Consider the following 13,387-nt stretch of genomic DNA (forward strand, 5'->3'; position numbering starts at 1 on the left):
CCTTTATAATTTGGTGTTTTTTTGTCGAATATGCTGCAGCGCCGCATCTGGTGCAGGTGGAAGCTGCAGATAGAATCCATCGTTTTTAAGGTTTTCACGTACTTTATTGATATCGGCAATTGCCAGCTTTTCGCGCTTGTCTAAGTTGACCATCATAACGAACTGCGGGTTCCCGAAATTTTGTAACAATTGTTCAGGCACGTCTGAAAAATCATCCTTACGGCTTACGTAAAGATAGGTCGATTCCTTTTTCGTGCTCTTATAAATTGCGCAATACACCTTGTACCTCTCACTATTCATGTCAGTTTGCAGCAAACGTTTTTTGCGCTGTTCCCAATTTAGAGAAATGGCTTAGAAAATCGCAATGAAATCGGCGATTAAAGCAGCACAGTCAGCGTTGGTGCTTGCCGCAAAGATGCCATGAATATACCATGCAGAACACTGTCTGATAATGCACGAAACCCGCTTTCTTCCTCCTGAAAATGGCACACAAATTAAATTTGTCCGCCACCGGAAAAACTGGGTGACGAAAATCCACGTTAGTGTTGTCAAATCCAACAATACCGTGCCAGCTGGATAACTACCCGAATGACAAAAAATGCTGAACTCAAAGGCAGTTCGTTTACTCTTTCTGTGCTCCATTTAATGGACGATGATTTGGATAGCGCAATGCAAGTGCTGTCTGACAAAGTGAGCCAGGCACCCGCTTTTTTCGACGGTGCTCCTGTTGTTGTCGACATCTCCCGACTTCACTCCCAGCCTGACTTCTTCCAGCTAAAAGCCACCATCGAAAAGACTGGCATGCTGGTTGTTGGAGTCACAGGTTGCAAGCAAAATCAGGTACGTGAAGCCGCAAAACTCGCTGGATTGGCGGTGATGAACCCCGCCAAACAAGCCGTACGCGTTAACGACCCTATTCAAACCCCAACAAAAGTCATCACAACGCCGATTCGCTCCGGTCAGCAGGTTTATGCCAAGAATGCTGATTTGGTCGTGCTGAACCATGTCAGCGCCGGTGCGGAAATTATTGCTGATGGCAGCATTCATATTTACGGCGTGCTCCGCGGACGTGCCATTGCTGGCGCAAGCGGACAAAAAGAAGCCCATATTTTTTGCCAGAACCTGCAATCAGAGTTGCTTTCCATTGCAGGCACATACTGGCTCAGTGAAACCATCCCAGAGCAGTACGCTGCCCGCCCGGTGAAAGTTTCACTGAAAGACGACTCATTAAACATTGAACACCTCACACTCTAACTTTCCAAAGGACTGAGGAATGACTCGAATTATCGTAATCACTTCAGGCAAAGGCGGCGTGGGTAAAACCACCTCAAGCGCTGCCATTGCTACCGGCCTTGCGCTGTCGGGGAAGAAAACCGCTGTTATCGACTTTGATATTGGCCTGCGTAACCTTGATCTCATCATGGGCTGTGAACGTCGCGTGGTTTATGACTTTGTTAACGTCATCAACGGCGAGGCCAACCTCCATCAGGCACTGATCAAAGACAAACGCGTTGAAAACCTGTTTGTCCTGCCTGCTTCCCAAACCCGCGACAAAGACGCCCTCACCAAAGAAGGCGTGGCCCGAGTATTGGAAGATATGAAGGCAATGGACTTCGACTTCATTATCTGTGACTCTCCAGCAGGTATCGAAGCTGGCGCACTGATGGCGCTTTACTTTGCCGATGAAGCCATCGTCACGACTAACCCTGAAGTGTCGTCTGTTCGTGACTCAGACCGTATTCTGGGCATCCTGGATTCTAAATCTCGCCGCGCTGAGAACGGCGAAGAGCCAGTGAAAACTCACCTGCTGCTGACCCGCTACAACCCAGCGCGCGTTGCACGTGGTGAGATGCTGAGCGTCGCAGATGTCGAAGAAATCCTGCGCATACCGCTACTGAGTGTTATCCCAGAGAGCCCTTCTGTGTTGCACGCATCTAATAAAGGTGAGCCGGTGATTCTGGATCAGGAGTCTGATGCAGGTCTGGCATACAGCGATGCCATCACCCGTCTGCTGGGTAACGAGTGTCCTTTCCGCTTCCTGGAGGAAGAGAAGAAAGGCTTTTTGAAGCGACTGTTCGGAGGGTAATTCATGGCACTGCTGGAGTTTTTCCGTCCAAAGAAGAAGACGTCCGCATCGCTTGCTAAAGAGCGTCTGCAGATCATCGTTGCAGAACGCCGCAGCGCAGGGAGTGCTGAGCCAACGTACTTACCCCAGCTGAAGCAAGACATCCTTGAGGTTATCCGCAAATACGTGGATATCTCCCCTGAGCAGGTATCTGTAGCTCTTGAACAACGCGATGACGATTTGTCTGTTCTCGAGCTCAACGTCACCCTGCCAGAAGACAAGTAACCCATATAGTTACTGATCGTTATAAGTGAAAAAACCGGCGATTTCGCCGGTTTTTCTTTTTTCAGTGTTCGGATTATTTATCCAGAACTGCCAACACTTTTTCTTCCAGATATGGCTTACGCCACCCCGAGAGAATGTCCGGTGCTTTTTCGGGGTTTCGGTCATTCATCCACGCCCATTTAAGCACCTGGTGAATTTGCTTTTTCGATCCGATGAATTCAGGCACCATACCCAGCTGCTCGGCGACTGCGTTGGTTTGTTCTTTGATGTTTTTCACTGCCTGTTTGTAGCCAGGCATGTCGACAAGGCGCTGAATCTCTTCAGGGTAATGAGTAGCAGGCGTTTTGTCCGCATCCTGTGCAATGCGAATCAGGCGGCTGCCGTGGCGTTCAATCTCAAATCGGTCAAAGCCTTCATCCGCCATTTTGTCCAATGAACGAATGTTAAAACGCGCTATTTTCCAAAGGTGCAGCTCTTTCACCACAAAGTTCAACGCCAAGTCCCGGCGCTGCGCTTCTCTTAATCGCCAGCTCGCGAGCTTTTGCAGCACAGCCAGTTGTTTCGGACGCAGTTGCCAGGCATTTTTAATATCAAGGTAGGCTTTTTCTGGATCCGGGGTTTTGCCGCGTTTGCTTACCATCAGCGCACATTCTTGCTTCACCGCTTCATCCCAGCCTTTTTCGGTGACGCGTTTCGCCAGCAGATTATAGAGTGGTAACAGGTAGAAGACATCGGCAGCGGCGTACTCGAGCTGTTTTTCACTTAGCGGGCGAGCACACCAATCCGTTCTGGCTTCACCTTTGTCCAATGTCACCTCGAGATACTCTTCAACCAGTGTTGCAAAGCCCGTCGACAAACCATGACCCAAGAATGCCGCCATGATTTGGGTATCGACCATTGGCGTAGGCATCACACCCGCATGATGATGAAAGACCTCCAGGTCTTCACTGCATGCGTGTAACACTTTCACCACCGACTCGTCCGCCAGTAGCGCCCAAAGTGGCGACATGTCTTCCAGCTCAATCGGGTCAATCAAGGACAGCGTTTCGCCATCATAAAGCTGAATAAGACCTAGGCGCGGATAGAGTGTGCGGGTACGAACGAATTCGGTATCCAGCATCACTGCTGGTACTTGGCGTGCTTTTTCGCACACACGTTCGAGTTGGGATAGCTCAGTTACAATGTCAAAATTCACGCTGTCATCCACATTTAGGTTCCGGGCTCGCTCTTTGAGCCCGGAAAACAAACATGCCGGCCTCAGCCAGCATGTTTTCAAAGGCATAGGTAGTATTATACCCAAGCTACCTGAAGATACAGGATTCAGCGAGATTGACTGGCGTTGTGATCGCGGCGTCCCTTTGCCGGTGTAGACACCTCCATCAAAAAGGGACAACAAAGAGCACGACGTCAGTCAACTCGCCCGGAGGGAGGACCTCAATGCGCCCACTTCTTCGTTAAATCCCACGAAAATAGAATGACTATTACACGCGAGATTTGCCTCGAATTGAGCGCATTGATGACCTCTGAATTCATGCATCTTCAGGTTGCTTGGGTATTCATTGTACGCGCTTAAGCGAGTCGACGCATGTCCGATTACGCTTCTGCGTTTTTGGCGTCCTGCTCTTCACGAAGAGCGCGGCGCAAAATCTTACCCACGTTAGTTTTCGGCAGATCTTCGCGGAATTCGATCACCTTAGGCACTTTGTAACCGGTCAGGTGTTCACGACAATGCGCAAGAAGCTCATCTTTCGTCAGGCTTGGATCGCGTTTCACCACACAGATCTTCACGATCTCACCAGAGGTTTCGTGTGGCTGGCCAATTGCCGCAACTTCCAACACTTTACCGTGCAGTGCGACAACATCTTCGATTTCGTTTGGATAAACGTTGAAGCCAGACACCAGAATCATGTCTTTCTTACGATCAACAATGTGCAGGAAACCATCGTCGTCGAACTTGACGATGTCGCCTGTTGAAAGCCAACCGTCTTCGGTAATCACTTCTTTGGTTGCTTCTGGACGCTGCCAGTAACCCTGCATCACCTGAGGACCTTTCACCTGCAGCTCACCAATCTGATCGTTTGGCAGCACATTACCTTCCTCATCAACGATGCGGACATCGGTGGATGGCACTGGCAGGCCGATAGAGCCGTTGTACTCTTTCAGATCGTAAGGGTACGCCGCCACCAGCGGAGAACACTCGGTCAGGCCGTAACCTTCCAGCAGGTGTTTACCCGTCAGCTTCATCCAGCTTTCAGCCACAGCGCGTTGGACCGCCATGCCGCCCCCAACCGTCAGGCTAAGATTACTGAAATCCAACTCATGGAAGTCTTCATTGTTCAGCAGGGCATTGAACAGAGTGTTTACGCCAGTGATTGCCGTAAACGGATGCTGTTTCAGCTCTTTCACAAACGCAGGGATATCGCGCGGGTTGGTGATCAGCAGGTTTTGTCCGCCCATTTCGATAAACAGCAAACCATTCACCGTCAAGGCAAACACGTGGTAAAGCGGCAAAGCAGTGACCACTAACTCACGGCCTTCTTTCAACACAGGCGCATACATAGCTTTCGCCTGGTTCAGGTTCGCCAGCATGTTGTTGTGGGTCAAAACCGCCCCTTTCGCAACGCCTGTGGTGCCGCCGGTGTACTGCAGGAAGGCAATATCATCGCCCGTCATAAACGGCTTCACATACTGCATACGACGGCCGCGCTTCAATGCAAGGCGCATAGAAGTCGCATGTGGCAGGTTGTATTTCGGCACCATCTTCTTGATGTACTTAACCACGAAGTTAACGATAGTTCCTTTGGCGCGTGGCAGTTGGTCGCCAAGGCTGGTCAGAATAACGTGACGCACACTGGTGTTATCGACGATTTTTCCAGCGTATGCGCAAAGTTCGACACGATAACAATCGCGGTCGCACCTGAGTCATTCAGCTGATGCTCGAGTTCACGGGGGGTGTACAGCGGGTTAACGTTTACCACGACACAGCCAGCACGCAGAATGCCGAACAGCGCAATTGGGTATTGCAGCAGGTTTGGCATCATGACAGCCACGCGATCGCCTTTTTTAAGGCCAAGATCGTTTTGCAGGTAAGCTGCAAAAGCACGGCTGCGTTCTTCCAGCTTACGGAAGGTCATCACCTGCCCCATATTGATGAAGGCAGTCTGATCAGCATATTTCTGCACAGACTTTTCGAACATCTCTACCAGTGATGGGTACATGTTCGGTGAGATTTCCGCTGGTACATCTGATGGGTAGCGGTTAAGCCAAACCTTATCCACTTGATCTCTCCTATTTTTAACCGCAGGCAGAAAAGGCCCGCGACAGACGCAATAAATTCAAACGAGTGTTTTAACTCGCAATTAGACCAGAAGTAACATTCAATTAACATCGCTAAGCGCTGTGAGATGTAGCTTGGTCACAAAATCAATGATCAGAGACGCCGTTTTCGCCTGACTCTGAAGGTGGCAGTGATGTGTGCCTTCCACCATTTCTACGGTCAGGTTCTTGAACCACGCCTTACGTTTTTCAGCCATGGGGCTACGAAGTTCCGGATAACCGTCTTCGCCAATAATCGCCATCACCGGACATTCAATACCACGGACCAAATGTTCAGCATGATGTGTCGACATCCGGTAAATCGATTCCGTCTTCAACTTGGCATCATGACGCCAGCGCCAGATATCGCCCACTTGCTCAATGCCACGGGTCACCAAGGGTGTCAGATCTTCAATGCTGACTTTGTTGATACCCCGGCGAAGTTTCAGCGCCGCATCCAACGAAGGTAAATCACGTGGCTGCTTCATATTCGCGCGGCTTTCAACACCGTGTTTCAGCCTTTCGACGACTTTATCTTCGCGCTCAGACATTGGGCCAAGCGCTTCTATCATCACCAACCCTTTCGCCCTTTCAGCGAAAGCAGCACTCCAGCAAGACGCTACCAATGCGCCCAACGAATGCCCGACCAGATAGATCGGCCTGTCGCCCAACTGAAGGATCAGTTGGTGGAGGTCGTCCACATAATCAAAGAAGGGATAGAAGCTGTCGGCACCTTTATGGTCGGAATAACCGTGCCCGGGCCAATCTGGCATGACCAAATCAAAGTGCTCGCTGAGCTGCGGGGCGAGTGGCGCAAAGCTTCCGCTATTATCTTGCCACCCATGCAACATCAGAAGAGTCGGCGTGTTTCGCTCGGTCAGATAAACCTGCGCGGCGAGATCGCCAAATCTCACTGCATATTTTTTTTCTTGTAATGTCATATTGGACCGTTTGAGAGCGCGCGAAGCCTACCACAGAGAGTGCAGGACAAGTGGTACGAGGAGTTACTTAAACGAAGACATCTACGCCGAACATGGCGATAAGTTCTTCACGACGGGCCTGATTCTTAACATCCATATAAGACGCCAGCGCATGACGGCTTCGCCCATCGGGTAAATCGTAATGAATGTTTTGAAAGGCATCTTCCGCCATTTCAGGGTTTCGAATACCACGGGATACCGCTTTTGCCACCACGGAAGGCTCGGAGACATCACGGGCCTCTTCCTTCTTAGGCGTGGGTTTGCGTCCGGTTTTTCCCGGACGCTGTATCTGCTGTGGTAATCCCTGAATTGAAACCATGAAAGACCTTATCGGTTAGCTTTAGATAAAACTATTCGCGACCTGGTAATTTCTTCCATGCCACAGTATCACGAAGGTATACCGGGCTGGCATGTTCTGCATCAACTGCCTCTCCACGCGCAAACGCATGATGAGCAAGGATTAACATATCCTGCGATTCAGGATACAACACACCGCTGTCGCTTACTGACAAGTGTAGCTGGCCTTGCAGATCAGGGTAAGCTTGCCAGCCCGTTCCTGCTACAAACCACTCACCTTCTGCCAATTCTGGCTTGAACATTTCAGGAGGCAGTACTGCTTCTTCGACGACCGTTTCCCAATCGCCGTTTTCAAGGCGTACATAGCCACCTGCATAGATTTCGTTCATGCGTGCATCGATGGTGGACAGCACATGGGTTGCCTGCTGTTTACGATGAGCTTGCTCCGCCATTGCAGCCAGCGTGGACACACCGACCATTGGCAGATCTGCACCAAATGCCAAACCCTGAGCGATACCAATACCAATACGCACACCGGTAAAACTGCCAGGACCACGACCAAACGCCAGCGCATCCAGCTGGTTCAGCTTTAAGCCCGCTTCAGCCAGTACACTATCGACCATAGGCAAGATTTTCGTAGTGTGTTCACGCGGTGCCATTTCACAACGCGCGATAATGTCGTTCCCCACCTTCAGGGCGACGGAGCAGTTTTCAGTGGCCGTATCGACGGCAAGGATCTTAGAAGCCATTTATACCTCTGACGCTGCAGACGATTCTGCAGACTGGTTGTTCGTGTCTATTTCAGCGAGAAATTCACTGACTTTTGCCAGATCACGCGTTCGCGGGATTGGCGGTAAGCTGCGCAGGAAGGTTTCACCATAATTTCTGCTCACCAAGCGGTTATCACAGATAATAAGCGCACCATGATCGTTTCTATCACGGATAAGTCGCCCAACCCCCTGCTTCAGGGTAATCACCGCATCGGGGATTTGAACTTGGGAAAACGGGTCGCCGCCCTGAAGGCGACAATCTTCAATCCGTGCTTTTAGTAGCGGATCATCCGGCGCAGTAAAAGGCAATTTGTCGATAATAACACAGCTCAGCGCTTGCCCTCTAACGTCTATCCCTTCCCAGAAGGCACCTGTGGCAACCAAAAGCGCATTACCGAGCTCTAAAAATTCAGCGAGTAGTTTCTGTTTCGACATTTCCCCTTGCACCAACACCGGCAAGTCTGACAATTCGCGGAAACGCTCAGACAAATCACGCACCATTTGATGTGAGGTGCAAAGGAAGAAACAGCGTCCGTTGTTCTGCTCGATCACTGGCTTGAGCATGTCCACCAGCTTTTCAGCCAAGCCATAGCTGTTTGGCTCAGGCAAAAAGCGCGGTACACAGAGAATCGCCTGAGATTTGTAATCGAATGGGCTGGGCAGGGTAAACTGCTCTGTGGGCTCTAAACCTAAGCGGTTGCTGAAATGGCTGAAATCATCATTCACCGCCAGCGTTGCGGAAGTAAATATCCACGCCCCTTCCTGCTGCTGAATTTGCTCGCGGAATTTTTCAGCCACGGACAAAGGTGTGATGTTCAGGCTGAAATGATGACGGCTGCATTCGTACCAGTAGGAATAGCCAGGGATGGAGGTATCTTTTACCCGCTCAAGCCTGGCTTTAAATAAAGTGGCGCGATCGAAGGCAGCATCCAACAATTGGCTTCGACCCAACGACAGTTTCATCACGTCATGGGCAAGTTCAAGTGCATCAGTCAAACGCACCAGCTCCCTTGCCACGGTTGGCGAAGTGCTTATTTCACGCCAGTTACCACGAAAGCCCGGCTCACCCAGTACAATGCGCAAATCTGATGCCGATTGGGAGAGACGATCAGCCACTTTCTCAAGCTGTTTGGTATCGCGAAGTTCAGTGCGATACGCAATATTGATGTCTTTGGCGAGTTCCTGAAGCTGACGACTGGAAAGACTCTGGCCGAAATACTGGCTGGCGATATCCGGGATCTGGTGCGCTTCATCGAAGATAAACACTTCCGCTTCCGGGATCAGTTCGCCAAAACCCGTCTCTTTAATCGCCAGATCGGCCAGGAAAAGGTGGTGATTCACGACCACCAAGTCTGCATCCATGGCGCGCTTGCGGGCCTTCACGACAAAACAATCTTCATAGCTTGGGCATTCTTTACCCAGACAGTTGTCGTTGGTCGAAGTAATTGTTGGGATGATTGGGCTGTCTTCTGCCAAATCATCGCACTCGCCCAGATCGCCGGTTTTGGTTTCAGAAGACCAGCTGCGTACTTTCACTAACTGGCTGAGCAGCGTCGGGTCGGCGTGACCGTCGTGACTTTCGATCATCTGGCGGCTTAAACGTTCTGGACAAAGGTAGTTTGCACGCCCTTTCAACAAGGCAACACGACCTGAGAAGCCGAGGGTGTCGACCATCAATGGTAGGTCGCGGTGGAACAGCTGTTCCTGAAGGTTTTTCGAACCTGTACTGACAATGGTTTTCTTTCCACTGAGCAGTGCCGGCACCAGATACGCATATGTTTTACCGGTACCCGTCCCTGCCTCGACCACGAGTTGAGTTTGGTTTTTGATTGAACGCTCAACTGACAACGCCATGTCGGTCTGCGGCTGGCGTGGCTGGAAGCCTTTTATCGCTCTAGCCAACGCACCTGTGGTGGAGAAAACCTTCGAAATCATTGGTCATTTATACAGTATTTGAAAGGATTGCATTATGCCAACAATCCCCCCTTATCGCCAGACATGCAGAACGCCACCGTCAAGTCTTTGACCTTGAGGCCAATTCAGAGTAAAACGTGATGAATAGCAAATTAAAATTCATCACGAGTAATACGTTTCTATGGAAAGAAAAATCCTGCTGACGGACTGCCCTGACGCTCAAGGCCTCATCGCCAAGATCACCAACATCTGTTACAAACACCAACTCAACATCATCCATAACAATGAGTACGTTGACCACAGTACCGGTCAGTTCTTCATGCGTACTGAGCTGGAAGGGATTTTCAATGATGAAACCTTCCTGATGGATATCGATCAGGCGCTCCCGGCAGGCAGCCACCGCAATCTCGTTGACACCAGTCGCCGTAAACGTGTGGTGATCATGGTGACCAAAGAGTCACATTGTCTGGGTGACATCCTGATGAAAGCCTATGACGGTTCTTTGGATGTGGACATTGCCGCCGTAATTGGTAACCACGATAAGCTGGCAGCATTAACGGAAAAATTCGATATTCCGTTCCACTTTGTGAGCCATGAAGGCTTGGAACGTGAAGCGCATGAAAACCAAATTATCGACATCATCGAAGGGTATGAACCGGACCATATTGTTCTGGCGAAATTTATGCGTGTGCTGACACCAAACTTCGTTGCACGTTTCCCTCGTAAAATCATCAACATTCACCACAGCTTCTTGCCTGCATTCATCGGCGCACGCCCTTATCATCAGGCTTGGGAACGTGGCGTAAAAATCATTGGTGCAACGGCACATTTCGTGACCAACGATTTAGATGAAGGTCCAATCATCGACCAGAACGTGAAACATGTTGACCACACCTTCAGTGCAGAAGACATGGTGAAAGCGGGTCGTGACGTAGAAAAAACCGTGCTGAGTAATGCACTGAGCCAAGTACTCGAAGACAAAGTCTTCGTTTATGGCAACAAGACCGTCATTCTGTAAGCCGGAAGTCAACCAAAGAAAAAGGAGCCTCAGGCTCCTTTTTCACTTTCTATCACTTGCTCCAGAGTCACCGGGTGGAGCTTGACGCAAACGCCCTTGAACTTGAATGCCACAGTCGGGTTGGCAATACGCTCGCCCTCGCCTGCGGGAGAACTCAACTTCACCTTCACACCCAGTGATGCCAGTTTTTCCCACTTTGCTGCAAGCGCCGGGAACAAACTAAACACATCCTCAAGCAGTGCTTCCGGTGTTGTCGCCGTTGACGGTACTACCCATTCAGCGTGTTCCCATCCTTCTTTTGGATAAAGCTTGTCACCCGGATAAGGTAGCTCGACACATTGCGTTTGCCATTGACCGAAAGACAGCGACTCGTTGGCTTTGATCACCACAATCGGACGGCCATTGATGTTATTCACAGAAAGTTCTTCACCCGAAGAGAGCCAGGATTGGTGAAGTTCCTCAGCCGCTTTTCTGTCGTTGATGCGCAAAGCGATGTGGTCAGCCTGATAGGCGCTAAGATCCAACTCCAACACTTCTAACAGCGCATCCAAGCGAGCAGAAAAATCGGGGAGTGTGGCGTAGAGGGATTCGACGGTTAATGCTGACATGGTCATCTCGTTACCTTCAAAGATGACAGGAATTTACCACAGCGTTGATATCACTGGAACGCACACGCTTTTACTTGTTATGAAATCCACCTATTTCGCAGGATTCAGCTTTTAAACTGCGCCTGTTTGTGGGTATTATTACGCCTACATACGCGCATCACACTTTGATGCCCAAGTTTCAGTGCTAAAGCCGTCAACCATGCCCTGTTTGCCTCAAATTGCAGTGGGTATTGTTGACGGATTTTTTGCTTTAACCCGGCTGCATTTTGCCGGGTGTCAGAATTAAGGTAAGCAAGTGAATATTCAAGCCCTTCTTAACGACAAAGTCGCTGCAGCCATGGTTGCTGCAGGTGCACCTGAAGGCAGCCCAGCGGCTGTCCGTCAATCAGCGAAACCACAGTTTGGTGACTACCAGGCAAACGGCATCATGGGTGTTGCCAAAAAGCTGGGTTGTAACCCACGCGAATTCGCGCAGAAAGTGCTGGATGTTCTGGATCTGGATGGCATGGCGGAAAAAACCGAAATCGCAGGCCCTGGGTTTATCAATATTTTCTTGAGCACTGAATGGCTCGCAGCCAAAGCAGACGAAGCGCTGACGAGTGACCGCCTGGGTGTGGCAGAAGCAGAAAAACAAAACATTGTTGTTGACTACTCTGCACCAAACGTAGCGAAAGAAATGCACGTTGGTCACTTGCGTTCAACCATCATAGGTGACGCGGTTGTGCGCACTCTGGAGTTCTTGGGTCACAACGTTATCCGCGCTAACCACCTTGGCGACTGGGGTACTCAGTTCGGCATGCTGATCGCAAACCTTGAGCGTCATGAAGCGCAAGGCGGCGACATTTCAATGGATCTTAGCGACATCGAAGGCTTCTACCGTGAATCGAAGAAGCTTTACGACGAAGACGAAGAGTTCGCAAAGACTGCACGTAACTACGTGGTTCGCCTGCAAAGCGGAGACGAGTACTGCAAAGAAAAATGGCAGCAACTGGTAAAAATCACTCTGGAACAAAACCAGCGTAACTACGACCGTTTGAACGTTTCCCTGACAGATAAAGACGTGATGGGTGAAAGCATGTACAACGGCATGCTGGCTGGCATTGTTGAAGACCTGAAAGCAAAAGGTCTGGCAGTCGAAGATGACGGCGCCATGGTTGTGTTCCTGGAGGAATACAAGAACAAAGACGGCGAGCCTATGGGTGTGATCATCCAGAAGCGTGACGGCGGTTTCCTGTACACCACTACGGATATCGCATGTGCGAAATACCGCTACGAAACCTTCAACGCAGATCGCGTGCTGTACTTCATCGACTCACGTCAGCACCAACACCTGATGCAGGCGTGGACTATCGTTCGTAAAGCGGGTTATGTACCTGAAAGCATGAGCCTTGAGCACCATGCATTCGGCATGATGCTGGGTAAAGATGGTAAGCCATTCAAGACCCGTGCAGGCGGTACCGTTCGTCTGGCTGACCTGCTGGATGAAGCAGAAGTGCGCGCGAATAAGCTGATTGAAGAGAAAAACCCTGAATTGTCAGCGGAAGAAAAAGACAACATTGCTAACACAGTAGCAATGGCAGCTGTAAAATATGCTGACTTGTCCAAGCACCGCACCACTGACTATGTGTTTGACTGGGACAACATGCTGGCGTTTGAAGGCAACACTGCGCCTTACATGCAATACGCTTACACCCGCGTGGCCTCGATCTTCAACAAAGCTGGCATTGATGCGAACAGCATCGAAGGCCAAATCATTGTGTCTGAAGAGAAAGAGAAAGCACTGGTTTCTAAGCTTCTGCAATTTGAAGAAGCTGTTGATGGTGTCGCCCGCGAAGGTCAGCCACACATCATGTGTGGCTACCTGTTTGATCTGGCTGGCACCTTCTCAAGTTTCTACGAAGCATGCCCAATTCTGAATGCAGAAGGCGAAACCAAACAAAGCCGCCTGAAACTGGCTGCATTAACGGCTAAGACCATCAAACAAGGTTTGGATCTACTTGGCATTAAGACGCTAGAGCGTATGTAACCTCCGTTCCCGAACCAAGGTCACACTTTTTCAAACCCCACGCTTTCTTCGTGGGGTTTTTTTCATCCAGTGTAAAAATATCGTACATAATTCTGTTTCAGTAACCGAC

At 50.1% G+C, this 13,387-nt stretch carries 12 protein-coding genes and 1 pseudogene; 5 read left to right on the top strand and 8 right to left on the bottom strand.

The annotated features are described in order from the left end of the window. Positions 1–3 precede the first annotated feature (3 nt). Positions 4–279, bottom strand: a complete 276-nt coding sequence (locus tag G5S52_RS10300) for a YcgL domain-containing protein (RefSeq protein ID WP_165013451.1) — start codon at positions 277–279, stop codon at positions 4–6. A gap of 309 nt (positions 280–588) precedes the next feature. On the opposite strand from G5S52_RS10300, the gene minC reads away from it, so the two are divergent. Genes minC through minE form a run of 3 tightly spaced genes read left to right on the top strand, consistent with a single transcriptional unit; the run spans position 589 to position 2,350 of the window. Beyond that, positions 589–1,254, top strand: coding sequence for a septum site-determining protein MinC (gene minC, locus G5S52_RS10305; protein WP_165013303.1), 666 nt, complete (start codon positions 589–591; stop codon positions 1,252–1,254). A gap of 19 nt (positions 1,255–1,273) precedes the next feature. After that, on the top strand, positions 1,274–2,086 hold the full coding sequence (gene minD / locus G5S52_RS10310; RefSeq protein WP_002539537.1) for a septum site-determining protein MinD: 813 nt from the start codon (positions 1,274–1,276) through the stop codon (positions 2,084–2,086). 3 nt (positions 2,087–2,089) lie between these two features. Continuing rightward, complete coding sequence (gene minE / locus G5S52_RS10315; RefSeq protein WP_002539539.1) at positions 2,090–2,350, top strand: cell division topological specificity factor MinE; 261 nt, start codon at positions 2,090–2,092, stop codon at positions 2,348–2,350. Positions 2,351–2,423: 73 nt separating this feature from the next. Here minE and rnd read toward each other — a convergent pair whose 3' ends face one another. The 6 genes and pseudogenes from rnd to yoaA form a co-directional block, all read right to left on the bottom strand. Further along, on the bottom strand, positions 2,424–3,545 hold the full coding sequence (gene rnd, locus G5S52_RS10320; RefSeq protein ID WP_165013305.1) for a ribonuclease D: 1,122 nt from the start codon (positions 3,543–3,545) through the stop codon (positions 2,424–2,426). A gap of 398 nt (positions 3,546–3,943) precedes the next feature. Further along, positions 3,944–5,628 (bottom strand): annotated as a pseudogene (gene fadD / locus G5S52_RS10325) (long-chain-fatty-acid--CoA ligase FadD). 99 nt (positions 5,629–5,727) lie between these two features. Next, a complete protein-coding gene (locus G5S52_RS10330; protein ID WP_165013307.1) occupies positions 5,728–6,606 on the bottom strand; it encodes an alpha/beta fold hydrolase in 879 nt (292 codons plus the stop codon). Between the two features lie 67 nt (positions 6,607–6,673). Next, a complete protein-coding gene (locus tag G5S52_RS10335; protein ID WP_165013309.1) occupies positions 6,674–6,964 on the bottom strand; it encodes a chromosome segregation ATPase in 291 nt (96 codons plus the stop codon). 31 nt (positions 6,965–6,995) lie between these two features. Then, positions 6,996–7,691: a tRNA (adenosine(37)-N6)-threonylcarbamoyltransferase complex dimerization subunit type 1 TsaB gene (tsaB, locus tag G5S52_RS10340; RefSeq protein WP_165013311.1), complete on the bottom strand. Its 696-nt coding sequence runs from the start codon at positions 7,689–7,691 to the stop codon at positions 6,996–6,998. After that, entirely contained in the window at positions 7,692–9,647 is a 1,956-nt protein-coding gene (yoaA, locus tag G5S52_RS10345) for a DNA repair helicase YoaA (RefSeq protein WP_165013313.1), read from the bottom strand. Between the two features lie 160 nt (positions 9,648–9,807). On the opposite strand from yoaA, the gene purU reads away from it, so the two are divergent. Then, positions 9,808–10,644 (top strand): formyltetrahydrofolate deformylase, encoded by an 837-nt coding sequence (gene purU, locus G5S52_RS10350; RefSeq protein ID WP_046305742.1) that lies wholly within the window; start codon positions 9,808–9,810, stop codon positions 10,642–10,644. Between the two features lie 29 nt (positions 10,645–10,673). Here the strand turns inward: purU and G5S52_RS10355 are convergent, their stop codons facing one another. Beyond that, positions 10,674–11,252 carry a VOC family protein gene (locus G5S52_RS10355; RefSeq protein WP_165013315.1) on the bottom strand — a complete coding sequence of 193 codons (579 nt, stop codon included), beginning with the start codon at positions 11,250–11,252 and terminating at the stop codon, positions 10,674–10,676. A gap of 295 nt (positions 11,253–11,547) precedes the next feature. Here G5S52_RS10355 and argS point away from each other — a divergent pair, with 295 nt between their 5' ends. Further along, positions 11,548–13,278: an arginine--tRNA ligase gene (argS, locus tag G5S52_RS10360; RefSeq protein WP_165013317.1), complete on the top strand. Its 1,731-nt coding sequence runs from the start codon at positions 11,548–11,550 to the stop codon at positions 13,276–13,278. Positions 13,279–13,387: the final 109 nt, after the last annotated feature.

The organism is Grimontia sedimenti (genome assembly GCF_011045095.1).
Classification (GTDB): domain Bacteria; phylum Pseudomonadota; class Gammaproteobacteria; order Enterobacterales; family Vibrionaceae; genus Enterovibrio; species Enterovibrio sedimenti.

Bases quoted from the DNA above. Each gene is read 5' to 3' on its own strand.
- minC (WP_165013303.1), top strand. From the start codon at position 589: ATGACAAAAAATGCTGAACTCAAAGGCAGTTCGTTTACTCTTTCTGTG.
- minD (WP_002539537.1), top strand. From the start codon at position 1,274: ATGACTCGAATTATCGTAATCACTTCAGGCAAAGGCGGCGTGGGTAAA.
- minE (WP_002539539.1), top strand. From the start codon at position 2,090: ATGGCACTGCTGGAGTTTTTCCGTCCAAAGAAGAAGACGTCCGCATCG.
- G5S52_RS10330 (WP_165013307.1), bottom strand. From the start codon at position 6,606: ATGACATTACAAGAAAAAAAATATGCAGTGAGATTTGGCGATCTCGCC.
- G5S52_RS10335 (WP_165013309.1), bottom strand. From the start codon at position 6,964: ATGGTTTCAATTCAGGGATTACCACAGCAGATACAGCGTCCGGGAAAA.
- tsaB (WP_165013311.1), bottom strand. From the start codon at position 7,691: ATGGCTTCTAAGATCCTTGCCGTCGATACGGCCACTGAAAACTGCTCC.
- yoaA (WP_165013313.1), bottom strand. From the start codon at position 9,647: ATGATTTCGAAGGTTTTCTCCACCACAGGTGCGTTGGCTAGAGCGATA.
- purU (WP_046305742.1), top strand. From the start codon at position 9,808: ATGGAAAGAAAAATCCTGCTGACGGACTGCCCTGACGCTCAAGGCCTC.
- G5S52_RS10355 (WP_165013315.1), bottom strand. From the start codon at position 11,252: ATGTCAGCATTAACCGTCGAATCCCTCTACGCCACACTCCCCGATTTT.